The organism is Butyricicoccus sp. Marseille-Q5471 (assembly GCF_951230135.1).
Taxonomy (GTDB): domain Bacteria; phylum Bacillota; class Clostridia; order Oscillospirales; family Butyricicoccaceae; genus Agathobaculum.
The window spans coordinates 1-23,287 of sequence record NZ_CATNVC010000005.1; the positions used below are offsets into that span (position 1 = coordinate 1).

Here is a 23,287-nt window from a genome sequence, read left to right on the forward strand (position 1 = left end):
CCCTTGAGTGCGCGCACGCCCGGAAATTCCTTGACAATATCATGCATTTCCAGGATGTATTCTTCACTCATTGTCCCTCACCCCTTCTTCATTGAACGCCTTATCAGGAGGGAGCCGCAGCTCATGTGCGGCTCCCTTCTCCTGTATTCGTGAAAAATCAGTCGTAATCCGCAACATTCTCGGCGGTGACAGGCTCAAACGGTACCCACAGCACAAAACCGGTGTCGTCCTTCTCATAGCCAGTGCCTTCGGAAATGTCCTTGCCGTCGATCAGATTAATCGCTGCCATCAGCGAGCCCTTGCCCTGTCCGATTGCATTCTGGAACACCGTCATGGACAACTTGCCGTCCTTGACGCTCTGGCGTCCGTCCTTAGATGCGTCGATACCGACAATCGCCTTCTCCGCAGGGTCGATTCCCTTCTGCTCGAGTGCTTCGATAACACCCAGTGCCATTGAATCGTTGTTGGAGATGATGCAGTCATACTCGGTCGAACCGATGAGGGGAGTAAACTTATCCATCGCCTTGGCGCGGTCAAAATCACAAGCCAGCGGCGCGGTTGCTTCGGTTGCATTGATTCCGGCGTCCTTGAGTGCCTTCAGCACGCCTGCGGTACGATTGGTTGTGGATACCTGACCCATAATACCGTTGAGCAGGACATACTTGACATCCGTCTGACCCTTGTCCGCAAAATACTTGGCCAGCCATTCGCCTTGGAACTGTCCTGCAGTTGCCTCATCCGAACCAACATAGACGCAGTTTTCATCAAACACCGAAGTGTCTGCCGGGTAACGGTTGACAAATACAACCTTGCAGTCGCCTGCTGCTTCTTTCATCTCGACCGCGGTTTCCGGATCAACGAGGTTAATGATGATTGCGTCCGCACCTGCGTTGCGGGCAGCTTCAATGTACTGCAGCTGCTTGGCCGCGTCAGATTGCGCATCCTGTGTTTCCAGTTTCACATTGCTCGGGCAGTTGTTTTTCGCACCTGCCTCCATTTCGCTGAGCCACTCGTCGCGCTGCGACATGATGAGGGTAACCTTCTTGCTCTCGCCCGATGCGGCACCGCCGTCGGTCGTGCCATCCGCAGAACCTCCATTGGTCGCACCGCCGCCGCAGCCGGTCAGCATACCTGCCATCATCGTTCCCGCCAGTAACATTGCAAACAGTCTCTTTTTCATTTTGGGTCCTCTCCTTCTTCTTTCTCATCTTCTCCTGAATGAAAACGGTCAGGTATTTGAAATGCTGCAAATGCCTGACCGTGCGGGGATACTGTTTTAAAGGTTTGCAGGCACTTCGACCCACGCGCCGCCGCTACGGCAAGACTCGGTTGCGGCGGCAGCCATCAGCACCGGACGCAGCCCGTCGATCGCGCCGACAGCAACCGGCTTGTCGCTGACGATTGCGTCAACAAAGCTTTTAACCTGCTCGACAAACGCGGTGTTGTAGCGCTCGAGGAAGAACCACAGCGGTTTCTCGCCCTTTGCCCCGTCTCGGGTCATAACCGTCGTGGTGTTGAGCAAATCGTTGCCGTCGGACGCCATGCCCTTCGAGCCGAACACCTCAACGCGCTGGTCATAGCCGTAAACCGCTTGACGCGAATTATTGATGACCGCGATGCAGCCGTTTGCCATCTTCATTGTAACAACCGCGGTGTCCACATCCGGAATGCCCGACTCTGCCTGCAGGTTCGGGTTGACCAGACACGAGCCCACAGCGGAAATCTCCACCGCTTCCGAGCCCGTTACATAGCGCACCATGTCAAAGTCGTGAATCATCATATCGTAGAAAATACCGCCGGAAACCGCAACATAGGATGCCGGGGGCGGCTCGGGGTCGCGCGAAGAAACAATCACTATGTGCGGCTCGCCAACCGTGCCATCCTTGACCGCGTCGGCCACCGCCTTGTGGTTGTGGTCAAACCGGCGGTTGAAGCCGACCTGAAACTTCACGCCGTTCTTCTCGACTGCGGCGATGACCTCTTGAATCTTCGCGACATCGTAGTCGACCGGCTTTTCGCAGAACACATGCTTGCCCGCGTTTGCTGCGGCGAGCGACACCATCGAGTGCGTATCGGTCGACGAGCAGACGAACACCACATCGACCTCGGGGTTGTTTACCACGTCCATGAAGTCGGTCGAAACGTTCTCAATGCCGCGCTCGGCCAGCCACTCACGTGCGCCCGACTTGTCAAGCATCGGGTCAGCCGCTGCGATAACCTCAACGCCCGGAACGGCATTGATCAGATTGTTAATATGTAATTTGCCGATGCGGCCGCAGCCGACAACGCCGATTTTTAGGTTTGCCATGATATATTCTCCTTTTCGATTCCTTGTTCAGCAGTACTTTTCAACATGCGCGCGGGTGACCTCAGCCGATTTTTTCACGTTTTCCTCCTGCGTCATTTCATAATACGCGGGACGGAAAATTTCAATCGTGCAGCAGTCGCCGTCGAAACCAATCTTACGCAGCGTTTCGGCGTAACGCTTATGCTCCAGGCAGTCGCCCTCCGCACCCGGCCACAGCCGCTTCTCGTCGTTGTTATACGGTGCACCGCAAGGCATGTCTTCCGCGCCGTTTAAGTGCCAGACGAAGATTTTCTTGCCGTCCGCCTTTTCGAGCGCTTCCCAGCTGCTGCCCATTGCATAGAAGTGGTACTGATCGAGCGTCACGCCAACCAGTGGAGAATTGACTTCCTCCACAATCGCGTAAGCGTCTTCAAAGCGATTGATGGTCATTGCCGGCTCGCCGCAGAACTCAAGCGAAAGTCGAATGCCATACGGCTCAACCTTCTTGAGCATCTCACGCAGCACAGCAACCGCGTCTGCACGAATCTCGGCACGGGTCGGCTGCAGGCCGCGCTCGGCCATGTCCTTGGAGGGGACAACGACAATCATTTTGCAGTCAAGGATGTTGCAGCGGCGGATGATTTCGTCCAGCTTCGCCATGACTTCCTCCTTCTCCGCCTGCGTCTGCTTCATATTAAAGAAGCACAGCGCATTGTAGCTGAGCATTTTCAGGCGATGTGTGCAAAACCATGCGCCCAGCTCCTCCAATGTCACCCGACCGGCTTCCAAATCGCGGTCAAGGCACTCGGACTGGATGTCAATGCAGTCAAAGCCGTTGGCCTCGCACAGTTCCAAATCCTTCATGACCGAATGTCCCTTGCAGAATCGGTCGTTTGCTTCATTAAATCCGATTTTCATACATAACGCTCCTTTTAAACTGTCAAACCATATGCTGCGCGTCCTGCTGTGCTGTGTCTTCGAACGCGTTCGTTCTTTATCTGCAACAACCATACCACGTGCAGTATCCGTGCGCAAGGAAATCGCTCAATAATCATTTTCACGTGCACACTATTGTAATTCAGTGCATATTTGCTCTCGCTTTTTTTGTTTATTTTGACTATATTTTTGATTTTGCACGTGCATTTTTTCGTTTCTGCACGTGCAAGCCTACTATTTTTGCGTGCAGTGTGCTATAATGAACAACATTACAAAGCAAGGAGCTGAACGACATGGCAGTAACGCTGCAGCAGATTGCAGACGCCTGCGGCGTATCCCGCGGCACGGTCGATCGTGCGCTGCATGGCAAAAAAGGAATTCGTCCCGATGTTGCCGAACAAATCCAGAAAACCGCGCAGCTGATGGGCTACGTATCGCGCCACGCCGCCGACAAGTCCGACGATGCCCCCGCGCGCCCGCTGCGTCTGGGCGTGGTGCTGCACTCGGCAACCACCGAGTTTGTCCAAATGCTGATTGGACTGCTCCACCGCACCGCCGCCGATATGGCCCCGCTCGGGGTCGAAGTCCTCATACGGCCGATGGATGACATGGACGTACATCATCAGTTGACGCTGATTGAAGAGCTCGTTCAGCTTGAACGCATCGACGGACTGGCCCTGATGCCGCTGGCAAGCGACTTGGTGCGCGACCGCATCAACAGCCTTTCCATGCACAGCGGCATTCCGGTCGTGACACTCAACACCGACATCCCCGACAGCGCACGCCTTGCCTATGTCGGGCCGAACAATTTGGCCTGCGGACGCGCAGCCGGCGCACTGATGGGCATGGCACTCGGCGGCAGCGGACGCATTCTTCCCATCATCGGTCAGCGCAACGGTCACTATGCAGACAGCCAGCGCTTTACCGGCTTTCTCGGCGAAATGGAGCAAAATTTCCCGCAGATTGAGGTCATGCCGCCCGAATACTGCTTTCTCGATCACCTGCTGGCCGAGCGCATCACCGCGCGTATGCTGGAATCCATGCCCGATATCTCCGGCATTTACATTTCTACCGTCGGACGCAGCGGCGTATACCGTGCGCTGCAAAAGGCTTGCCTGCATCAAAAAGTGCACGTCGTAGTGCACGACCTGACGCACGATAATTTGCAGATGATTCGCGCAGGCGTGGTGGATTTTGCAATCGGTCAAGATGTAAAAACGCAGGGTTCTCTGCCGCTGCGGCTGCTGTATCAGTATTTGGTGAAGCACCGCTCACCCAAGCGGCGCGATTATTTTACCGAAATCCAAATCAAGTTCCGCTGCAATCTCGATACCATCATCGAATAAACGGACGCACACTTTTTCTCGCCCTCGTGCGACATTTTCGCTTGCACAGGGCAAGGCGAATATATTATACTTATCTCTGTACCACAACTGCGTATGGCGAAAGGAAAATGAAAATGAACATCACAAAGCGCGACGTCCTTGAGCTGAGACGCCGTCTCAAAAAAACGGAATGCACCTTCAGCCGGATGTGCGGCTGCTATGTTAACAGCGGCAAGCAGGTCGTGCTCAAATTCGGCGAGCCCTTTCTCGATTTGGAGGAGGATGAGTTTTACAAGTACCTCGAAATTGCCAAAAAGGCGCTCTCCGGCACGCTCGGCAACAACCTGCTTGAGTTGGAATTTGAACGCACCGACGATGCGGCGGAACGCCAGCAGTTTCTGCTGACACTCAAGGGCAGCAAGCTGCAAAATCCCGATCTGCTCGACCGTCTGTATGAGCAGATTATCGAAAACTACATCTACCCCGGCAACTACTTAATTTTGACCTTCCATGACGTTTACGATGTCATGACCCGCACGACCGACCGTTCCAAGCTGGACGAATCCGAGGAAATCTACGAATATATGATTTGTGCGGTCTGCCCGGTTGAGTTGTCCAAGCCCGGACTCGGCTATCGCGAAGACGAAAACCGCATCGGCGTGCGCGAGCGCGACTGGATTGTCGGCGCGCCCGACCTCGGCTTTGTCTATCCCGCGTTTTCCGACCGCGGCAGCGACACGCACGCCGTGATGTACTACGTGAAAAACGCGAAGGAATCTCACCCCGAATTCATCCGCAGTGTGCTCGGCTGCGAGGTGCAGCGCACCGCGACCGAGGAAAAGGCCGCGTTTGAATCCATCGTCAAGGACGCGTTCGGCGAAGAGGACGAGCAGGCCGACGCCGCGTTCATCCGCATTCAGCGCAGCCTGAACGACATGGTTGCCGAATCGGAGGAGGATGAGAACCTGCCGCCCGTTGAGCTGACCGCCGCCGCGGTATCCGGCGTGATTGCAGAGGTCGAGATGCCCGACGAAATCAAGCAGGAAATCGAGCGTTCCTACACACGCGAGTTCGGTGAAGTACCCCCTACCGCGCAGAATCTTCTGGACAGCAAGCTGATTGCGGCGAGCGCGCAGCGCATGCGCACGATTGAGCTTGAGCAGCAGGTCTCGACTCTCAAGCAGCAGCTTGCCGAGAAGGTCGATGCCGAACAGGACGGCGATGCGCCGTGGGCAGACGAGACTGCCGGTGACGACGCCGCAATTGTGCTCAAAGTGCCGGACGAAAAGGCAGAACAGATCAAAACGCAGATGATTGACGGCCAGAAATGCTTGGTAATCCCGCTTGCAAACGGAGAATCCGCGAGCATCAATGGGGTCAGTGCCGAATTATAAGCAAAGGAAAATCCGCTCAAATGAGCGGATTTTTTGTATTATGCCTTAGTCCAGCGGAATATAGCCAGCCTGTCGGATTGTCTCCCTGCCCTCGTCGGACAAAATCCAGTCGCGCAGCTTTGCCGTCGGACTGTCCTCCGGCGTGTCCGCACGGGTGACCAAATAGTATTCGTTCAGCAGCGGATAGCTGCCGTCCGCGATGGTTTCGTCTGATGGCAGCACACCGTCCACCGCGACAAAACGCAGGCCGGGCTGCTCATACATATAAGATGCGTAATAGAACACCGAGTACCCCAGTGCGTTCTGTGAATTATCATAGGATGCCAGCTCGTCAATCAGACCGCCCATTTCGGTTGGCCGCAGCTCTGTCGGCGCGTCCATCGGCTTTGTATCGCCCATCAGCAGCTTGATAAACAGGCTCTGGCTGCCGCTTGCTTCCGGCCGCTGAAAAGCGATAATCGGCAAATCGCTGCCGCCTACCTGCTTCCAGTTTGTCAGCTTTCCGGTATAAATATCAGTCAGCTGTGCCTGCGTCAGACTCTGCACCGGGTTATCCGCATTGACGATGAACACCAGCGCATCCCGCCCGATTGGAGTTGTGACGAGTTCTGTACCAATCTGCGCAAGCTCCTCCTTCGTCCCTTCGCTTGCCTCGTAAACAAGCAGTAAATCGGACACGCCGTTGGCCAACCCCAGCCAAGCCTCGGATGTCTTGCGGCAGGTCGTGACCGCCTCGGCCTCCTCCTGTGAAACCCCGGTTGTCTTCGCGCGAATGGCCGCCATCATGGGCAAATTTGCCGTTGAGCCGTCCACGCGGGGGTATTCGTCCGCAGTAAGAATCGGCTTTGCGGCTTCCCCGCCCGCTGGTGCACATGCCGTCAGGCAAAGCAGCATCAGTACTGCAAGCAATCGTTTCATCGTTAGTCCTCCCATCCTCCAAAGGTGCTTTCGCTGACAATCCAGTTACCCTTCAAATCCATTACGCCATACGAAAACCCGCGCTCGCATACAATTCGATCGCTGTAAATCGCCGAAACATTGCGCAGGTCGCGAATAAGCAGCTTACCGTCGGGTGAAAACAGGTCGTACCACTGCTGATCGCCCTGCCAATAGGCCAGCGCAAAGCAGCCTGATTTGCTCTCCTCGCTGCTGTAACTCCAGGTGTACGCTCGCTCGGTTGCAACCCGCACTCCATCCAGTGTGTACAGTTCTCCGTACTGTGTGTATTCGTTTGTCTGCTCGTCTTCTACCGAATAGGTAAGGAACATCAAGCCTTCTCCTACCGCCTGCGTCCAGCAGTCGCCGGTTGGCAGGGTGAGCAGAGATTCCGCCTGACCGTTATAAACGGCAAATCCACTGTCCGTCGCACAGAAATACCGCAGCTGCTCGATCGGTGCGCCACGGTTAATCAGCCCTGCACGGACGGTTGTTCCCTGACAGGCAGGCAGGCCGACCTCGCTCAGCAGTTCTCCCTGCCCGTTATAGCAGCTGAAGGAAATGTTCTGTTCTGCTCCCTGCGTTTCAAGCTTTTGTGCCATAATGTACTGCAAATTCCCGTTTTCATCGGTCACAACATCCTTTTCTCTGGTATCCAGCGGCAAAACGATATATCCATCCGCAGACACGACACTTGACGCGTTGGTGCCCGGCTGATAATAAACCGCATACCGCGTTGTGTCCGCAGCCGCGGACGGCTCCTGTGTCTGCGCCGGCAGCGTGCCGGAGCAGCCCGCTAACAGCAGCACCGTCAGCAAAATTCCTATTCCGAACCTTCGCATGTAATCCCCTCCTCTGCCTCTCTTATATCATATTTTTCCTGCAAATACAACCGAGCAAAGCAAAACACCCGCCGAATGCCCGGCGGGTGCTCCCCATTATCCTGTACAGCGCAGATTGATTCGAACGATCTCGCTTTTTGTGCCCACACGCATGTCAGGCCCCCAGATGCCTACGCCTGACGTGACGACCGAATGCATCTTCCCGACCTCAATATGCCCACAGGCATTCTCCCACAGGAGCCGAATCGCAAGATTGCCCGGGAACATCTGCCCATCATGCGTATGCCCGGACAAATCAAGGTCTGCGCCCGCCGCGGCCAACTCCTGCAGCTGCCGCGGCTGATGGTCTATCACGAGAATCGGCGCGTTCTCGTCCAGTCCTTCCAGAATTTCATCCGGCGACATACGGCCGCCGCCGGTTTTCTGCGCCCACGACGGATCCTTGCGCCCGACAATCTGCATCCCATTCGAAAGCGTCAGCCGCTCGTCTGTCAGCAGAGTGATGCCTGCCCGGGTCAAAAAGTCGTGCATACGCACATCGTCCTTATTTTCGTTCTCGATATTCCATGTAAAGCCTGCCAGAATCGGCTCGGACACATCGTGGTTGCCCCAGCAGGCATATGCGCCATAGGTGCTTTTCATCGCAGAAAAAGCCTGAATCAGTCGTTCCGGCTCGGGAATCGCCTCATATTGGTTGTCAAAAATATCACCCGCAAAGACAATCAAATCCGGCTGCATCGCGTTTACCGCCTGTACGGTCTTTTCCATGTACGCCGGATCGGTGCTGTAACCCATATGTAAATCCGCGAGCAGCGCAATGGTCATGTCCTCACCCTGCTTGTCAATCGCCACATTGTATTCGGTCTGATACAGCGTTTTGGCATGCCCCATGCCATACAGGCAGACCGCGCACATCACCGCCAGCACGATGCCGCCCTGCACCTGCCGCACACGCTGCATTTGCACAAAATCCTTATGCCGTGCACGGCGAATCAGGTACAGCATCCCCTCGGTCAGCAAAACCGTCAAAATAAGATAGAGCATCCATCCAAACCAGTAATTGCTGATTTGCCCGAGCAGGCGGCGCAGCCATGCGGGAGAGCGGACGAGGAATGAGGTCAGCGGCGTTGTCGATGCGAAGGCATACACCGCGACAAAGAGGATGCGGAACACCCGCGTGCCGAACAGGTGATGGCACGCGCCCGTCCATCGCAGCACCCACCGCGCCAAATAAACATTGAGCAATATGTACAGAGGCGCTAAAATAATGGCAAGCATAGAATTTATCGTCCCTTCCGTCTGCGAAGCTGCCTGCACCCATACTGCGGGCGCAGGCAGGCACTTCGCCGTTCATCAGCGCGCGAACCGTTCAAAAATCCGTGTGACCGACCGGCAAATGCCGTTTCGCTCCACCTCAAACACCGCACCGGACAGTGCGCATTCGCCGGGCGCGGTTTTAAAATACTCGGTCAAATCCCCCCGGAACATGGCAATCGACTGCTCCGGGCACACGCCCAGCACTGACACGGTCGGCCCTGTCATGCCGATGTCGGTGATATACCCGGTTCCCTTGGGATTGACGCGCTCGTCCGCCGTTTGTACATGGGTGTGCGTGCCCCAGACAGCGGCGAAGCGGCCGTCCAGATAATACCCCATGGCCAGCTTTTCGCTTGTGGCATTGGCATGAAAATCGCACAGTGCAATATCGTACTTTCCCTGTGCCTCCTTCAGAATCCGATCGGCGCACAGAAACGGATTATCCGGCCCATACTGCATATCACAGCGGCCAATGAGGTTCATTACCAGAATGCGCGCGCCCTGCGGCCCGTCAAATATGCCGAAGCCGTGCCCTGGCGTCTGCGGTGCAAGGTTTGCCGGGCGGAGAATGTAGGGCGTTTCCTCCAAATAGGGAACGATCTGCCGTTTTTGGAACGTGTGGTTGCCGAGCGTCACCACATCCGCACCTGCATCGAACATTTCCTCCGCCTGCTGCGGCGTCAGTCCGCGCCCCGCAGCGTTCTCGCCGTTGACGACCGTGAAATCGACCTCATGCGTCCGCTTTAAACGACGAAGCAGCGCGTGCAAGGTGTCCAGTCCGGCCTCTCCCACAATATCGCCAACTGCTAAAATCTTCATATAAACCTCTTTCTAACAAACAAAAAGGGCTGCTGCATCCTTTGCAGCAGCCCTTTGCAACAGACTCTTTTAATCGAACAGCGTGGAAACCGAAACTTCCTCGTAAATGCGCGCGATTGCCTCGGTAAAGACAGGCGCGGTAGACAGAACCTTAATCTTGTCCAGCTTTTTCTCGCTCGGCAGCGGGATGGTATCGAGCAGCGCCAATTCACGAATCGGGCTCTTCTCGATGCGCTCGATTGCAGGGCCGGAGAGCACGCCGTGGGTCGCGCAGGCGTACACCTCGGTCGCGCCGCCCTTTTCAATCAGCGCCTCAGCCGCGTGGCAGAGCGTGCCTGCGGTGTCAATCAGGTCGTCGACCAGAATGCACTTCTTGCCGCGCACGTCGCCGATGATGTTCATAACCTCGGACACGTTGGCCTTGGGGCGACGCTTGTCCACAATAGCAAGCTTAAGATCAAGCTTTTCTGTGAATTTACGCGCACGGGCAACCGAACCCAAATCGGGTGAAACGACGATCAAATCGTCCGCACCCACGCCGAACTTGCCGGCAACGTAGGGGATGAGCACCGAAGAGCCCATCATCATATCCACAGGGATGTTGAAGAAGCCCTGAATCTGCGCGGCGTGCAAATCCATGGTCAGCACGCGGTCCGCGCCGGCGGCAGTGATCAAATCCGCGACGAGCTTTGCCGAAATCGGGTCACGCGCCTTGCTCTTGCGATCCTGACGCGCGTAGCCGAAATACGGCATAACCGCAGTGATACGGCCCGCCGAAGCACGCTTGCAGGAGTCGATCATAATCAGCAGCTCCATCAGGTTGTTGTTGACCGGTTCACTGGTCGACTGCACGAGGAACACGTCAGATCCGCGCACCGACTCCATGATTGAAACCGAGATCTCACCGTCTGCAAAAGTCGAGATGGTTGACTTGCCAATCGGCAGACCGAGGGCAGAAGCGATTTGCATCGCAAGCGCCGGATGCGAGTTGCCGGAAAAGATCTTGATGTTTTTACCGTGAGAAATCATTTAGGTTTTCCCCTCCGTATGTTTCAGTATGTGTTCGATAGTCTGTATCTATTACATAATTTGATTGAAACCGCTGTTCCAATCAGAGCTACAAAATAAGCTGCACCGGCAGGTGATTTACTTCTTTTCCTGCTCATGTGCGGCGCGGCGCTTGTCATTCCAGCCGTCCAGCGTGGTCTGACGAGCACGGGCAACTGCAAGCGCACCGTCGGGCACGTCCTTGGTCACCGTCGTGCCGGCGGCGGTAAAGGCGCGGTCGCCGAGGCTGACCGGAGACACCAGATTGGTGTTGCAGCCGATGAAGCAGTCGTCGCCGATGACGGTCTGATACTTATGATACCCATCATAGTTGACCACAACCGTGCCGCAGCCGAAATTGACGCGCTCGCCAACCGTTGCGTCGCCGATGTAGGTCAGGTGCGAAACCTTGGTGCCGTTGCCGATGGTCGACTTCTTCAGCTCGACGAAATCGCCGATGCGGCAGCCGTCGCCCACAACGCACTGCGGACGGATATAAGCAAACGGACCGACCGTAACGTTTTTGCCCACGGTCGATTCATAGACCTGCGAGTTGTTGACCGTTGTACCCGCGCCGATTACAGCCTTTTCCAAAATGGAGTTCGGGCCGATGACTGCGCCCGCACCGACCTCACAGCCGGGACGGATATGGCAGCCGGGCAGGATGGTCGCACCGGGCGCGATTTTCGCGTCGGGCGCGATATAGGTATGGTCGGGATCAAAAATCTGCACGCCCTGTGCAATCAGACCGAAGTTAATACGGCTGCGCACGGCAAGCTGTGCGACGTAAGCCGAAGCACCGTCGCAGATTTCCACGATTTCGTTGGTGACGGCAACGCCCTTCTGTGCACCTGCCGCAACGGCTGCGGCGACCAGTGCATCGAGCGTATCTGCATTCGCCTCAACTGCTGCACGCAGCATTTCACCGGTGAAAACTGCAGCAAGGCAGGTCTTATCCGCCGGAATGGGCTGCCCTTCTGCGTCGTAGCCCTGCTGCTCTGCAACCAGCACGCTCACACCGTAGCCGGCTGCGGCATGGCTTTCGAGCAGATGATTGAGCGCATCCTCCTCCGCAAGAGCAAAGGGCGCGGCCAGTACCAGCACCTGCGCGCATGCGGGCAGTGCGGCGAGCGCGGCAAAGCGGCCTTCGCAAAGCTTCAGGCTTTCGGCACCGGCAAGACCGGACTCACGGTCGTCATGGGCAAAATAGCACGCCTCCACCGCATCGGGCAAGGCGCTTACCACAACATCGCCCGCCGTGCCGAACAGCACGGGGCGGGCAAAGGCGGATACGCCGCCCTCGTCAAACAGGCCGCCGACAATGGCAGCAATCACGTTTTTCATTCGGTTCCCTTCCGTTCGCTTTGGGCGCATGCGCCCGCATTATCAGTAATAAAATCATTATACAGGATTATACGCCAAATTGCATTAGCATTTTTGATAAAATTCTACCACCCCTTGCGTCTTTTTAAAGCGCAAGGTATAATCATAGATACAAACTGAATGTGATTTGCTTTATATTGTGTATTAATTTCCAGAAAGGAACATATGATGTCTCTTACCTCCGTGCTGCTGCCCGAGGGCGAGCTGCGCGTGGCGCGCTGCGACACGCTGGACAAGCTCATTGCCGTTTCCGACGGTGACGCTGCCCTTCTTTATCTTTATATCCTGCGCCACGGCGACAGTGCGGACGAAAAAACCGTCCAGCGCACGCTGCACCTGTCCCACGACCGCTACGAGCGTGCTGTTTTCACCCTAAACAGCCTGACCGCGCCCGCGGCCTCCGCCGAGCCTTCTGCGGACAAGCCCGATGCGCCCGCCTACACGCCTGACGAGCTGCGCCGCGCCCGCATCGATGACCACAAGTTTTCCGCCGTCTGCCAAATGGCGGAGGAAACGCTCGGCCGCACACTGACCGAGGGACAGCTTCGCTGTCTGCTGACCGCCTATGATCATCTGGGACTGTCGGCTGAGGCCATCATCGAGCTGCTTGCGTGGCTGAAAAACGAAAAAGGCATGGTGCGGCTCAGCGACATTCGGCGCGAAACTTACGCCTGGGCGGATATGGGCATTTATTCCGCAAAGGACGCGCAAGCCTATCTTGCCCGCAAAACCAATGAAAAACCGCTTTCTGCCGCAATTTACCGTGCGCTCGGCGCCGATCCCGAGTCGCCCGCGCCCAAGGAACAGCGCGTGTGTGCCTTCGCCCTGTCGCACGGCTTCCCATCCGAGGCCGTTGAACTCGCGGTCGGCCGAACCGATAAAAAGCAAGGCCGTCACAGCTTGGATTATACGCTTGGCATCCTGCGGCGCTGGGATGAAAAGGGTGTACATACGGTCAGCGAAATCACAGCACTCGAACCCGAGACCCGCACCGCCGTCGGCCAGACGCAGTCCGCGCCGACCGATCCGGCCACCCTGTCCCAGTGGGAGCAGGATTGGGCCGCGCGTGTCAAAGGCCATCGACGCAAAGAGGAGTAACGCATGGCATACGATAAAAAAATTCTGTCCGCCGCTCGGCGTGAGCTGGAGCGTGAGCGCACCGCCCGCGCCGAAGCGCTGGAAGAGCGCCGCCGTTCGGTCTATGCCGAGCTGCCGCGCATACGTGCCATTGACCGCCGGCTGTCGATGACGGCGGCAGGCGTGCTCAAGGCCGCACTGGAGTCGGGCGACGATCCGACCGCCGCAATCGAGCGCCTGCGTGAGGAAAACCTCGGCCTGCAAAAGGAACGTGCCGCCCTACTGCGTGACGCCGGACTGCCCGCGGATTATTTAACAGATAAACCCTTCTGCCCGCTTTGCGGTGATTCGGGCTACGTCGGCAGCGCGGTGTGCGCCTGCATCAAGGAGCGTTACGCGCGGCTGCTATCCGAACAGCTTTCGAGCGTGCTGCCCATTCATGACCAGAATTTCGATTCTTTCCGGCTCGACCTTTATTCCACCCGTCCGGATGGGCGGCTCGGCGTGTCTCCGCGTGAGAATATGGAATACAATTTGGATGAATGCAGGGCATATGCCAAAAGCTTCACCGCGCACGCGCCCAACCTGCTGCTGTACGGTTCCACCGGTCTTGGCAAAACATTTTTGTCCACCTGCGTGGCCGAGGCGGTCTCGGCGCGCGGTTTTTCGGTCGCCTATGACACGGCAATCAATATCGTCGCAACCTATGAGACACTCAAATTCGGCAACGGTGATGGCGCCGCGGCCGCCGAACGCGCCGCGCGATATGAACGCGCCGAGCTGCTCATCATCGACGATATGGGCACCGAAATGGGCACCGCCTTCACAGTGTCAGCGCTTTACAACCTCATCAACAACCGCCTGATGGCGCGCCGGCCGATGATTGTCAACACAAACCTGCTGCCGGAGAGCTTTTCGGAAAAATATTCGCCCGCCGTCGCCTCCCGCCTGCTCGGTGAATTTCTGCCGCTGCGCTTCTTCGGTGAGGACATCCGGCTGATGAAAAAACGCCTCTGACCGCCCGATACAAAAGCTTCACAAGCTGTTCAAATTTTATTCACACATCAGGGGCTTGTCCGGAGTATACTGAGGATGTCGACAAGGGAAGCCGCAAGCCCGAATCGGCACAGCCTACCGATCTTTTATTTCTCTTTTTACCCCCCTTTTATTTTGTGAAACAGAAAACCCCCGGAGCCGTTCCCCCACGGTTTCCGGGGTTTTTCCTGTCGATTTTTGACGCATTTGATCTGATACAAAACCTTCACAGGTTGTTCAAAATGCGTTCACACATTGTGCGGAAAACGGCGGTATACTGAGTATGTCAGCAAGGGAAGCCGCAAACCCGAACTGGCGCAGCCTACCGATCTTTTATTTCTCTTTTACCCCCTTTTTTGTGAAATGAATGAGTAAGTCCCCGGTTCGTTTCCCCCACGAATCGGGGGCTTATTCCGTTTTTGCGCATAAAAACAGTTGATACAATTCTTTCACAAGTCCTTCAAAAACTGTTCACACATTATGCAGCAAACCACGGTATACTAAATACATCAGCAAGGGAAGCCGCAAGCCCAAGCTGGTACAGTCTATCGATCTTTTATTTCTCTTTTACCCCCCCTTTTTTGTGAAATGAATGCATGAATCATCCCCCGGTTCGTTTCCCCCACGAGCCGGGGGATGATTCCGTTTTGACACATGAAAACAGTCGATACAATTCTTTCACAAGTCCTTCAAAAACTGTTCACACATTATGCGTAAAATGCGGTTATACTGAGTATGTCAGCAAGGGAACCGCAAACCCAATACTGACACAGCCTACCGATCTTTTTCTATTTCTCTTTTCCCCCTTTTTTGTGAAATGAACTGAAAGCCGCCCGATCCGTTTCCCCCAACGGATCGGGCGGCTCTCGTTTGATGGCCTTCTGTTTTGATGATACAATTCTTTCACAAGCGCTTTAAAATCTGTTCACACATTGCCCGCGCCGCCGCGGTATAATAAGACCATCAACAAGGGAATCGCTCATCCCGGTTGATACAGCCGAAAATTTCTCTTTTGTATTTCCCCTTTTTACTCGACAACCTGAAAGGATTCCTGCCCGTTTCCCCCAACGGTGCAGGAATCCTTTCTGTTTTATGAAAAAGCGTGTATACTATAACCGAAAGCTGAAAAAAAGGAGAAGACACAAATGGCAAAACGATTACTCTCCTGCGCGGCAAGTGACATAACTGCGCTCGGACGGGATGACCTGCTGCACGCAATCGCCAACAGCGAGGGCCGCGTCATCGCCTGCGAAACCATCGGCACGCTACAGCCCATGCTGGGCGACGTGACCAACGCCGAGTTTGCGGCCTCGCAGGGCGCCGACCTGCTGCTGCTTAATATGTTCGACGTGCAGCACCCCGTTATTCACGCACTGCCGCCCTGTGCGCCCGAGGACACGGTGCGCACGCTCAAGCGCCTGACCGGACGGCCAATCGGCATCAACCTTGAACCGGTCAATCGCACAAGCGAAGTCGACACCGACCCCATGTGGGCGCTGACCGAGGGACGCCGGGCGACCGCCGAAAACGCTGTGCGCGCCGCCGATATGGGTGTTGATTTCATCCTGCTGACCGGAAATCCCGGCATCGGCGTGTCAAACGACGCGATTCTGGACACGCTGCGCGTGTTCAAAGCCTGTGTCGGCGACCGTGTGATTCTTGCGGCAGGTAAAATGCACGCGGCAGGTGTGCCGAGCGAGGGCGGCGAGAACATCCTCACCGTGTCCGACGTAAACGCCTTTCTCGACGCGGGTGCGGACATCATTCTGCTGCCCGCACCAGGCACTGTGCCCGGCATCACAACCGAATACGCGCGTACGCTCATCCGTGCGGCGCACACCAGAAACGCGCTCGCCATGACCGCCATCGGCACCTCGCAGGAGGGCGCGGACACCGCGACCATCCGGCAGATTGCCCTACAATGCAAAATGGCAGGGGCGGACGTGCATCACCTCGGTGACGCGGGGTACGGCGGCATGGCGCTGCCCGAAAACATTTTCGCCTACTCCGTCGCCGTTCGCGGCGTGCGGCACACCTATCACCGTATGGCGCAGTCGATTAACCGCTGATAGCGGTCACATCCGCTTGGTCGGTGTAATCATGCCGCAGGCGATGCGCTCACCCGCGTTGCCCGCAGGCTGGCTGGTGAAATCATCCACACCGCTGTGGATAATCACCGTGCGGCCCATCACATCCTCCACGCGGAAGCGGTCGGTCAGCACGCCCATCCATGCAAAGCCGGTGCGGTCGGCAAACAGCGGCGGCAAATCGCCCGCGTGAGCCGGATGCTCGCAGCCGTTGGGATTAAAGTGTCCGCCCGCGTCCTGAAATGCCGGCGTGCCCGTGCAGTTCGCGCCTTCATGAATGTGCAGGGCGAAGACGGGATGTACGCATTTGCCAAACGAAATGGGCAAATGCCGCACCGCTGCCGTTACCAGCACCCCGAACGGCGTTTGATAAAAAGATACCGTGCCCTGTAGGCGCGGATATTTGGGCGAGCCGGTCATCACCGCCGCCGCATCGGGCAGGCCGGTCTGAATCACGCTCGCAAAATACTGTGAACCTAACTGTTTCATTGCAATTCCCTCCGTAAAACAGCTTATGCGAACGCTTGATAATGCGCCACAGATGCGGTATACTAACAAATAGTGTTACCAAAGTAAGGAGTTGTTTTCCATGGGATGCTCGCACAACTGCGAATCCTGTTCGTCGAACTGCGGCGGCGAGAAAAGCCTGAAAGTCGCTGCAAACCCAAAATCGAACGTGAAAAAAGTCATCGGCATTGTCTCCGGCAAGGGCGGCGTCGGCAAAAGCCTGCTGACCTCGTCACTTGCGGTCGGTCTGACGCGGCGCGGCTATTCCTGCGGCGTGCTCGATGCCGACATCACCGGCCCCTCGATTCCCAAAACCTTCGGGGTGCACGGCCACCTCGACGCCTGCGAGGACGGCATCCTGCCCTCTCGCTCGGAGGGCGGCGTGCAGATGGTTTCCATCAACCTTGTGCTGCCGAACGAGGATGACCCGGTCATCTACCGCGGGCCGATTATCGCCGAAACCGTCAAGCAGTTCTGGTCGGACGTCGTCTGGGACGAGGTCGACTTCCTGTTTGTGGACATGCCTCCCGGTACGGGCGACGTGCCGCTGACCGTGTTCCAGTCACTCCCGGTGGACGGCATTCTTGTCGTCACCTCGCCGCAGGATTTGGTCTCGATGATCGTCGGCAAGGCGGTTAAGATGGCTAAGATGATGGACATTCCGCTCATCGGCGTAGTCGAAAACTACAGCTATCTCGCCTGCCCGGACTGCGGCAAGAAGATCGAGGTCTTCGGCCACAGCAAAATCCATGAAGTTGCCGCACAGTATGAGATTGACGTGCTCGCGCAGCTGCCGCTTGATCCCAGCCTTGCCGCCGCGGTCGACGCAGGCAAACTGGAGGACGCCAAGCTGCCTGACGCGCTTTCAAACGTGATGCATGTACTGGAGGGTTTATTATGAACATTGCAGTATCCTATCAGGATGGCAGCGTCTGCGACCATCTTGGCAAGTGCACTTCCTTTCTGATTGTAACGGTCGAGGAAGGTGTGCCGACAGGCAAGCGCCTTGTTTCCTGCACCGGAGACGGACACGCCGCCGTGCTCAAGCTGATGAGCGCGGAGAAGGTCGATGTGCTCATCTGCGGATCGCTCGGCTTCGCCGCACGCAACGCGCTTGAGATGATTGGCGTGCTGCTCGTGCCCGGTTGTGAAGGCTCGGCGGAGGAAGCCGTTGCCAAGTTCATCGTCGGCGAGAGTCAGGGCGACCCCTCGATTCTCGAGCTTGCCCGTGAGGAAGATCCCGATGATCCGATGGCCTGCATGCACGACTGCGGCAAATGCGCCGGCTGCGGACCCATTGAAGTCCTCAAGCAGATTCCCGAAGAAAAAGCATAATAAAAAAGCCCTGCCTTACGGCAGGGCTTTTTTGTGTTAACTCGTGTAATCCATTTCGAGCGGCGTGTCATACACCGCGTGGCCGGTTTCCAGCAGACCGCCGTCAATCGTAATCATCACCTTGTCCACGCCGCGCGCCTGGATAAAGGTGTTGACCAGCGAGTAAACCAACATGGTTTCCCCCGCCGTGCCGCTTGAACGGACAGCATTTCCGTACACCACATTCATGTCAAGCGTCAGCACGCCTTCCGCTTCCTTCGAAGACTGTATTTCACAGCCTGCAGGCAGAGCGTTCGCCTCGACAAGCGCGTCAACCAGCGCCTGATCGGAATCATCCGCGACCTCCGCGCCGACCGGGGTCAGCGTTTCCACCGTCTCATCCGGTACATACAGTACAACCGAGGTACTCGTTCCGGGTTCCACCACCGGCGGAGTCGGCTCCACAGGTGTGGTGGGACGGCTGGTAAAGTAAATACCGACACAGGCTGCGACGGCCACAATGACAATCAACACAATACTCCAAGTACGTTTCTTCATAAAAAACGCCTCCTCTCTATCCTTATCTTACCATATATACGAACATGACACAACGGTTGTTCCGTTATTTTAACCATTTACAGCATTCTTCATGCTTTGGACATATTCTTTCACCTGCGGCACACAATCCGCGCCATAGGCTTCACAAAGCTTTACAATCGCCGAGCCGACGATTGCACCGTCCGAAACGGCGGCCATCTTTGCCGCCTGCTCCGGGGTCGAAATGCCAAAGCCGACCGCGCACGGCACATCGGTCGAGCGGCGCACGAGGTCAACCATCCCGCCGATGTCGGTCGCAATGTTCGACCGCATGCCGGTCACACCAAGCGAGGACACGCAGTATACAAAGCCCGCCGCCTCCTTTGCAATCATCGCAATCCGCTCGTGCGAGGTTGGTGCGATGAGCGAAATCAGGTCAAGGCTGTACTGCCTGCACAGCGGATTAAATTCATCCTTCTCTTCAAACGGCAAATCGGGCAGAATCAAGCCGTCCATACCGATTTCAGCCGCGGTGGAAATGAACTTTTCCGAGCCGTAGGAGAACACAACGTTGGCATAGGTCATGAAAACCATCGGAATCTGCGTCTTTTGGCGAATGCGGCGCACCATGTCGAAAATTTTGTCAGTCGTCACGCCGCCCGCAAGCGCGCGCACATTGGCGGCCTGAATGACCGGCCCCTCAGCGGTCGGATCGGAAAACGGAATGCCCAGCTCAATTAAATCCGCACCCGCGTCGGCCATGGCATACACAAGCTGCTCGGTCACATCGAGCGACGGATCGCCACAGGTGACAAACGGAATGAAGGCCTTGCCGTGGGCAAAGGCCGCTGCAATTTTACTCATGGAGATCCTCCCCGCGGTAACGCGCGATGGCGGCGCAGTCCTTGTCGCCTCGTCCCGAAATGTTGATAACGATGATTTGATCCTTGCCCATCTGCGGCGCGATTTTCATTGCGTGCGCGACCGCGTGCGCCGACTCAATTGCCGGAATGATGCCCTCCATCCGGCTGAGGTATTCGAACGCCTCGACCGCCTCGTCATCGGTCACAGGCACGTATTCGGCACGGCCGATGTCGTGCAGATGAGCATGCTCAGGGCCGATGCCGGGGTAGTCCAGTCCGGCTGAGATGGAGTAAACGGGCGCAATCTGCCCGTATTCATCCTGGCAGAAATAGCTCTTCATACCGTGGAATATGCCGAGCCTGCCGGTTGCAATGGTCGCGGCGGTTTCCGCGGTATGCACGCCGCGCCCTGCCGCCTCACAGCCAATCAGACGCACGCCCTCGTCCTCAATGAAGTGATAAAATGCACCAATGGCGTTCGAGCCGCCACCCACGCAGGCCATGACCACATCGGGCAGCCTGCCTTCCTTTTCCAGACACTGCTGCCGGATTTCCTTCGAGATGACCGCCTGAAAATCGCGCACAATGGTCGGAAACGGGTGCGGCCCCATGCACGAGCCGAGCACATAATGCGTGTCCTCGATGCGGGAGGTCCACTCGCGCATCGTTTCGCTCACCGCGTCCTTGAGGGTCGCCGTGCCGCTGTCGACCGGGTGCACCTTCGCACCCAGCAGGCGCATACGGTAGACGTTGAGCGCCTGCCGCTCGGTGTCCTCACGCCCCATGAACACCTCGCACTCCAAATCCATCAGCGCTGCCGCTGTCGCGGTCGCCACGCCGTGCTGTCCCGCGCCGGTTTCGGCGATGACGCGCGTTTTGCCCATTTTCTTGGCAAGCAGCACCTGACCGAGCACGTTATTGATTTTGTGCGCGCCCGTATGGTTCAAATCCTCACGCTTGAGGTAGATTTTTGCGCCGCCCAAATCGCGCGTCATACGCGCGGCGTAATACAGGCGCGACGGACGGTTTGCGTAGTCATTCAGCAGTGCGTCCAGTTCTCGGTTGAATTCCGGGTCGTTTTTATAATGCTCATAGGCCTGTTCCAGCTCGATAACCGCATTCATCAGCGTTTCGGGCATGTACTGACCGCCATGGATTCCAAAGCGTCCCTTGCTCATTTCGCATAACTCCTTACCATCTGCGCGATTCGGCGCATTTTTTCGGCGTCCTTCACGCCGTTTGTTTCGATACCGCTCGAAAGATCGAGTGCAAACGCGCCCGTTTCCAGTGCACGGGGAATATTGCTCTCATCAATTCCTCCTGCGAGGAAAAAAGGTTTTTCCGCACCCTCTAGCATCGACCAGTCAAACACCTGCCCCGTTCCGCCCTGAGCCTGCTCAGAGAACGTGTCAAACAGCAGATACTGTACCGGCAGGTGCTGAGCATGCTCAACATCCTCCCGACTGCTGACGCGCACCGCACGGATGACGGCCGCCGATGTCTGCCGCCGCAGCTCGCGGATGTATTCGGCATCCTCGCCGCCGTGCAGCTGCACCGCGTCGATTACCCCGTTTTCCACGAGCGACGCAATATGCTCAATGCGGTCGTTAACAAACACACCAACCGCGCGGATGGACGGATGCAGACGGGCGCGGAGCTGGTCGGCCTGCACATCGCTGACGCGACGGCGGCTCGGCGCGAATACAAAGCCGATGTAATCGGGATGCGCCTGATTTGCCGCATCAATATCGGCGGGGCGGGTCAGGCCGCAGAATTTCAGCTTCATTTCGTCGCCTCCCGCAGTCCGGCGAGCGCCAGTTCCTTGTCCGATGCTCGCATCAGGTATTCGCCCACGAGCGCTGCGTCTGCACCCGCCTGACGCAGTTTTTTCGCATCCTGCGGCGATGCGATGCCGCTTTCCGCGACAAATACAATATTTTCAGGCGCTTTTTCCCGCAGCCGCGCCGCATTTTGCAAATCCACCGTGAAATCCTTCAAATTGCGGTTGTTCACGCCAATCAGCCGCGCTCCCGCCTCGACTGCGGACGCGAGTTCGCTTTCGTCATGCGCTTCGACCAGTGCGGACAGCCCCAGTTCATCGCAGAGCGTGAGGTACTCGCGCAGGGTATCGGTATCCAGCAGCGCGCAAATCAGCAGCACTGCGTCCGCGCCCATCACCTTGGCCTCATAAATCTGATATGGATCTACGGTAAAATCCTTGCGGATCATCGGCAGATCGGTCACGGTGCGAATGGCGCGAAAAATATCGTCCGAGCCGAGAAACCACTTTGGCTCGGTCAGCACCGAAAGGCAGTCTGCACCCGCCTCCTCATATTGCAGGGCGATGGACAGATAGTCAAACGTCGGGTCGATGATGCCCTTGGAGGGTGACGCTTTCTTGACCTCGCAGATGAACGCCATTTCCTTGCCGGCAAGCGCCTTTTCAAAGCGGAAATTGCCGCGCGGCAGGCTTTCGGCACGCGCGCGAAGCCGCGCCTCCGGCATGACGAATTTCGCCTGCTTTGCACGAATGCGGGCATAATCGGCCAGCTGCTCTAAAATCATTGTGCCGCCTCCTGTGTTGCCGCGATAAACTGCTCAAGCTTTCGGTAGGCCGCGCCACTGTCTATCAGCTCCGCCGCGCGGGCGATGCCGTCGGTCAGCTGCAGGCCATCAATTCCCAAATACAGCGCAATACCCGCGTTGAGCAGGATAATGTCCCGCTTTGCGCCCTGTTCCCTGCCCGAAAGTACATCGCGCGTAATCTGCGCGTTGTCCGCCGGACTGCCGCCGCGCAGCTCATCCACCGTGCAGCGTGCAAGGCCCAAATCCTCGGGCGTAAACGAATACTCTTTGAGCTCCCCGAAGCGGATTTCGCACGCCTTGTTTTCACCGAGCAGGCTCGCCTCGTCCATGCCGTTGCCGCAGACGACCATACCACGCGTCACGCCGAGGTTGGACAGCACCTTCGCCATCGGCTCGACAAGTTTGGGGTCGTAAACGCCCAGCAGCTGCATCGTCGCCCGCGCAGGGTTGGACAGAGGCCCGAGCACGTTGAACAGCGTGCGCTCACCCATGCCCTTGCGCACGGGAGCCACGTTCTTCATCGACTTGTGATACCCCTGCGCAAAGAGGAAGCAGATGCCTGTCTCGGCAAGCACACGCTCGTTCTGCGCGGGTGAAAGGTTGAGCACCACGCCCAGCTGCTCGAGCACATCAGCTGCGCCCGATTTTGAAGAGACCGAACGATTGCCGTGCTTTGCAATCGGCACGCCGCCCGCCGCCGCGACAAAGGCTGCCGTGGTCGAAATATTGAACGAGCCAACCTCGTCCCCGCCCGTGCCGACAATGTCCATCACCGCGCCCTTCGGCTCGATGTGCGCGCCCTTTTCGCGCATGACCTCGGCGCAGGCCGTGATTTCGGTAATGGTCTCGCCCTTCATGCGCAGGGCGGTCAGCAGCGTCGCCATTTCGACCTCGCTCGCCGTGCCCTCCATCATCTGCTCCATCGCCGCGCGGGCGACGTGATAGTCCAGATTTCGGCCGTTGATGGCCTCGTGAATCGCTTGATGCATCATATC

At 57.0% G+C, this 23,287-nt stretch carries 23 protein-coding genes; 7 read left to right on the top strand and 16 right to left on the bottom strand.

All coding sequences use genetic code 11. From position 1 onward, the window contains the following. Nucleotides 1-157: 157 nt before the first annotated feature. The 3 genes from QOX26_RS07385 to QOX26_RS07395 form a co-directional block, all read right to left on the bottom strand. The gene (locus QOX26_RS07385) at nucleotides 158-1,180 is read right to left on the bottom strand and encodes a substrate-binding domain-containing protein (RefSeq protein ID WP_283674333.1); all 1,023 of its coding nucleotides are present in this window, start codon (nucleotides 1,178-1,180) and stop codon (nucleotides 158-160) included. 96 nt (nucleotides 1,181-1,276) lie between these two features. Next, nucleotides 1,277-2,308: an inositol 2-dehydrogenase gene (gene iolG, locus QOX26_RS07390; RefSeq protein ID WP_283674334.1), complete on the bottom strand. Its 1,032-nt coding sequence runs from the start codon at nucleotides 2,306-2,308 to the stop codon at nucleotides 1,277-1,279. 27 nt (nucleotides 2,309-2,335) lie between these two features. Next, entirely contained in the window at nucleotides 2,336-3,205 is an 870-nt protein-coding gene (locus QOX26_RS07395; protein ID WP_283674335.1) for a sugar phosphate isomerase/epimerase family protein, read from the bottom strand. Nucleotides 3,206-3,516: 311 nt separating this feature from the next. On the opposite strand from QOX26_RS07395, the gene QOX26_RS07400 reads away from it, so the two are divergent. Together QOX26_RS07400 and QOX26_RS07405 are read left to right on the top strand one after the other, a co-directional pair. After that, nucleotides 3,517-4,569 carry a LacI family DNA-binding transcriptional regulator gene (locus tag QOX26_RS07400; RefSeq protein WP_283674336.1) on the top strand — a complete coding sequence of 351 codons (1,053 nt, stop codon included), beginning with the start codon at nucleotides 3,517-3,519 and terminating at the stop codon, nucleotides 4,567-4,569. A gap of 119 nt (nucleotides 4,570-4,688) precedes the next feature. After that, nucleotides 4,689-5,942, top strand: a complete 1,254-nt coding sequence (locus QOX26_RS07405) for a DUF4317 domain-containing protein (protein WP_283674488.1) — start codon at nucleotides 4,689-4,691, stop codon at nucleotides 5,940-5,942. A gap of 45 nt (nucleotides 5,943-5,987) precedes the next feature. Here the strand turns inward: QOX26_RS07405 and QOX26_RS07410 are convergent, their stop codons facing one another. From QOX26_RS07410 to QOX26_RS07435, 6 genes are all read right to left on the bottom strand, one after another. Further along, a complete protein-coding gene (locus QOX26_RS07410) occupies nucleotides 5,988-6,860 on the bottom strand; it encodes a PstS family phosphate ABC transporter substrate-binding protein (protein WP_283674337.1) in 873 nt (290 codons plus the stop codon). A gap of 2 nt (nucleotides 6,861-6,862) precedes the next feature. Then, nucleotides 6,863-7,720 (bottom strand): hypothetical protein, encoded by an 858-nt coding sequence (locus QOX26_RS07415; protein ID WP_283674338.1) that lies wholly within the window; start codon nucleotides 7,718-7,720, stop codon nucleotides 6,863-6,865. A 96-nt stretch (nucleotides 7,721-7,816) separates the two neighbouring features. Beyond that, on the bottom strand, nucleotides 7,817-8,998 hold the full coding sequence (locus tag QOX26_RS07420) for a metallophosphoesterase (RefSeq protein WP_283674339.1): 1,182 nt from the start codon (nucleotides 8,996-8,998) through the stop codon (nucleotides 7,817-7,819). Between the two features lie 75 nt (nucleotides 8,999-9,073). Next, nucleotides 9,074-9,856 carry a TIGR00282 family metallophosphoesterase gene (locus tag QOX26_RS07425; RefSeq protein ID WP_283674340.1) on the bottom strand — a complete coding sequence of 261 codons (783 nt, stop codon included), beginning with the start codon at nucleotides 9,854-9,856 and terminating at the stop codon, nucleotides 9,074-9,076. Nucleotides 9,857-9,925: 69 nt separating this feature from the next. Then, nucleotides 9,926-10,885 (bottom strand): ribose-phosphate pyrophosphokinase, encoded by a 960-nt coding sequence (locus QOX26_RS07430; protein WP_283674341.1) that lies wholly within the window; start codon nucleotides 10,883-10,885, stop codon nucleotides 9,926-9,928. 117 nt (nucleotides 10,886-11,002) lie between these two features. After that, the gene (locus tag QOX26_RS07435; RefSeq protein ID WP_283674342.1) at nucleotides 11,003-12,247 is read right to left on the bottom strand and encodes a DapH/DapD/GlmU-related protein; all 1,245 of its coding nucleotides are present in this window, start codon (nucleotides 12,245-12,247) and stop codon (nucleotides 11,003-11,005) included. Between the two features lie 204 nt (nucleotides 12,248-12,451). On the opposite strand from QOX26_RS07435, the gene QOX26_RS07440 reads away from it, so the two are divergent. From QOX26_RS07440 to QOX26_RS07450, 3 genes are all read left to right on the top strand, one after another. Further along, the gene (locus QOX26_RS07440) at nucleotides 12,452-13,384 is read left to right on the top strand and encodes a DnaD domain-containing protein (RefSeq protein ID WP_283674343.1); all 933 of its coding nucleotides are present in this window, start codon (nucleotides 12,452-12,454) and stop codon (nucleotides 13,382-13,384) included. A 3-nt stretch (nucleotides 13,385-13,387) separates the two neighbouring features. Next, nucleotides 13,388-14,380, top strand: a complete 993-nt coding sequence (locus tag QOX26_RS07445; RefSeq protein WP_283674344.1) for an ATP-binding protein — start codon at nucleotides 13,388-13,390, stop codon at nucleotides 14,378-14,380. Between the two features lie 1,163 nt (nucleotides 14,381-15,543). Further along, the gene (locus QOX26_RS07450) at nucleotides 15,544-16,467 is read left to right on the top strand and encodes a DUF7916 family protein (protein WP_283674345.1); all 924 of its coding nucleotides are present in this window, start codon (nucleotides 15,544-15,546) and stop codon (nucleotides 16,465-16,467) included. A gap of 6 nt (nucleotides 16,468-16,473) precedes the next feature. Here QOX26_RS07450 and QOX26_RS07455 read toward each other — a convergent pair whose 3' ends face one another. Beyond that, a complete protein-coding gene (locus tag QOX26_RS07455) occupies nucleotides 16,474-16,974 on the bottom strand; it encodes a superoxide dismutase family protein (protein WP_283674346.1) in 501 nt (166 codons plus the stop codon). Nucleotides 16,975-17,074: 100 nt separating this feature from the next. Between QOX26_RS07455 and QOX26_RS07460 the strand changes: the two genes are divergently transcribed. Together QOX26_RS07460 and QOX26_RS07465 are read left to right on the top strand one after the other, a co-directional pair. After that, entirely contained in the window at nucleotides 17,075-17,893 is an 819-nt protein-coding gene (locus QOX26_RS07460; RefSeq protein WP_283674347.1) for an Mrp/NBP35 family ATP-binding protein, read from the top strand. Beyond that, nucleotides 17,890-18,327: a NifB/NifX family molybdenum-iron cluster-binding protein gene (locus QOX26_RS07465; RefSeq protein WP_283674348.1), complete on the top strand. Its 438-nt coding sequence runs from the start codon at nucleotides 17,890-17,892 to the stop codon at nucleotides 18,325-18,327. Before QOX26_RS07460 ends, QOX26_RS07465 begins: the two co-directional genes overlap by 4 nt. 36 nt (nucleotides 18,328-18,363) lie before the next feature. Here QOX26_RS07465 and QOX26_RS07470 read toward each other — a convergent pair whose 3' ends face one another. The 6 genes from QOX26_RS07470 to trpD form a co-directional block, all read right to left on the bottom strand. Continuing rightward, the gene (locus QOX26_RS07470; RefSeq protein WP_283674349.1) at nucleotides 18,364-18,864 is read right to left on the bottom strand and encodes a GerMN domain-containing protein; all 501 of its coding nucleotides are present in this window, start codon (nucleotides 18,862-18,864) and stop codon (nucleotides 18,364-18,366) included. 69 nt (nucleotides 18,865-18,933) lie between these two features. Further along, nucleotides 18,934-19,707, bottom strand: coding sequence for a tryptophan synthase subunit alpha (gene trpA / locus QOX26_RS07475; RefSeq protein ID WP_283674350.1), 774 nt, complete (start codon nucleotides 19,705-19,707; stop codon nucleotides 18,934-18,936). Beyond that, on the bottom strand, nucleotides 19,700-20,884 hold the full coding sequence (gene trpB, locus QOX26_RS07480; RefSeq protein ID WP_283674351.1) for a tryptophan synthase subunit beta: 1,185 nt from the start codon (nucleotides 20,882-20,884) through the stop codon (nucleotides 19,700-19,702). The genes trpA and trpB overlap by 8 nt, the downstream gene beginning before the upstream one ends. Next, a complete protein-coding gene (locus tag QOX26_RS07485) occupies nucleotides 20,881-21,492 on the bottom strand; it encodes a phosphoribosylanthranilate isomerase (protein WP_283674352.1) in 612 nt (203 codons plus the stop codon). Before QOX26_RS07485 ends, trpB begins: the two co-directional genes overlap by 4 nt. Further along, entirely contained in the window at nucleotides 21,489-22,271 is a 783-nt protein-coding gene (trpC, locus tag QOX26_RS07490) for an indole-3-glycerol phosphate synthase TrpC (protein WP_283674353.1), read from the bottom strand. Before trpC ends, QOX26_RS07485 begins: the two co-directional genes overlap by 4 nt. Further along, complete coding sequence (gene trpD, locus QOX26_RS07495) at nucleotides 22,268-23,284, bottom strand: anthranilate phosphoribosyltransferase (protein WP_283674354.1); 1,017 nt, start codon at nucleotides 23,282-23,284, stop codon at nucleotides 22,268-22,270. Before trpD ends, trpC begins: the two co-directional genes overlap by 4 nt. Between the last annotated feature and the right edge of the window lie 3 nt (nucleotides 23,285-23,287).

What these genes read in the sequence shown, in the direction of transcription:
- QOX26_RS07410 (WP_283674337.1), bottom strand. Translation starts at nt 6,860, where the DNA reads ATGAAACGATTGCTTGCAGTACTGATGCTGCTTTGCCTGACGGCATGT.
- QOX26_RS07460 (WP_283674347.1), top strand. Translation starts at nt 17,075, where the DNA reads ATGGGATGCTCGCACAACTGCGAATCCTGTTCGTCGAACTGCGGCGGC.
- QOX26_RS07485 (WP_283674352.1), bottom strand. Translation starts at nt 21,492, where the DNA reads ATGAAGCTGAAATTCTGCGGCCTGACCCGCCCCGCCGATATTGATGCG.
- QOX26_RS07450 (WP_283674345.1), top strand. Translation starts at nt 15,544, where the DNA reads ATGGCAAAACGATTACTCTCCTGCGCGGCAAGTGACATAACTGCGCTC.
- QOX26_RS07395 (WP_283674335.1), bottom strand. Translation starts at nt 3,205, where the DNA reads ATGAAAATCGGATTTAATGAAGCAAACGACCGATTCTGCAAGGGACAT.
- QOX26_RS07415 (WP_283674338.1), bottom strand. Translation starts at nt 7,720, where the DNA reads ATGCGAAGGTTCGGAATAGGAATTTTGCTGACGGTGCTGCTGTTAGCG.
- QOX26_RS07430 (WP_283674341.1), bottom strand. Translation starts at nt 10,885, where the DNA reads ATGATTTCTCACGGTAAAAACATCAAGATCTTTTCCGGCAACTCGCAT.
- QOX26_RS07385 (WP_283674333.1), bottom strand. Translation starts at nt 1,180, where the DNA reads ATGAAAAAGAGACTGTTTGCAATGTTACTGGCGGGAACGATGATGGCA.
- iolG (WP_283674334.1), bottom strand. Translation starts at nt 2,308, where the DNA reads ATGGCAAACCTAAAAATCGGCGTTGTCGGCTGCGGCCGCATCGGCAAA.
- QOX26_RS07425 (WP_283674340.1), bottom strand. Translation starts at nt 9,856, where the DNA reads ATGAAGATTTTAGCAGTTGGCGATATTGTGGGAGAGGCCGGACTGGAC.
- trpB (WP_283674351.1), bottom strand. Translation starts at nt 20,884, where the DNA reads ATGAGCAAGGGACGCTTTGGAATCCATGGCGGTCAGTACATGCCCGAA.
- trpD (WP_283674354.1), bottom strand. Translation starts at nt 23,284, where the DNA reads ATGATGCATCAAGCGATTCACGAGGCCATCAACGGCCGAAATCTGGAC.
- QOX26_RS07455 (WP_283674346.1), bottom strand. Translation starts at nt 16,974, where the DNA reads ATGAAACAGTTAGGTTCACAGTATTTTGCGAGCGTGATTCAGACCGGC.
- trpA (WP_283674350.1), bottom strand. Translation starts at nt 19,707, where the DNA reads ATGAGTAAAATTGCAGCGGCCTTTGCCCACGGCAAGGCCTTCATTCCG.
- QOX26_RS07470 (WP_283674349.1), bottom strand. Translation starts at nt 18,864, where the DNA reads ATGAAGAAACGTACTTGGAGTATTGTGTTGATTGTCATTGTGGCCGTC.
- trpC (WP_283674353.1), bottom strand. Translation starts at nt 22,271, where the DNA reads ATGATTTTAGAGCAGCTGGCCGATTATGCCCGCATTCGTGCAAAGCAG.
- QOX26_RS07435 (WP_283674342.1), bottom strand. Translation starts at nt 12,247, where the DNA reads ATGAAAAACGTGATTGCTGCCATTGTCGGCGGCCTGTTTGACGAGGGC.
- QOX26_RS07465 (WP_283674348.1), top strand. Translation starts at nt 17,890, where the DNA reads ATGAACATTGCAGTATCCTATCAGGATGGCAGCGTCTGCGACCATCTT.
- QOX26_RS07440 (WP_283674343.1), top strand. Translation starts at nt 12,452, where the DNA reads ATGATGTCTCTTACCTCCGTGCTGCTGCCCGAGGGCGAGCTGCGCGTG.
- QOX26_RS07400 (WP_283674336.1), top strand. Translation starts at nt 3,517, where the DNA reads ATGGCAGTAACGCTGCAGCAGATTGCAGACGCCTGCGGCGTATCCCGC.
- QOX26_RS07445 (WP_283674344.1), top strand. Translation starts at nt 13,388, where the DNA reads ATGGCATACGATAAAAAAATTCTGTCCGCCGCTCGGCGTGAGCTGGAG.
- QOX26_RS07420 (WP_283674339.1), bottom strand. Translation starts at nt 8,998, where the DNA reads ATGCTTGCCATTATTTTAGCGCCTCTGTACATATTGCTCAATGTTTAT.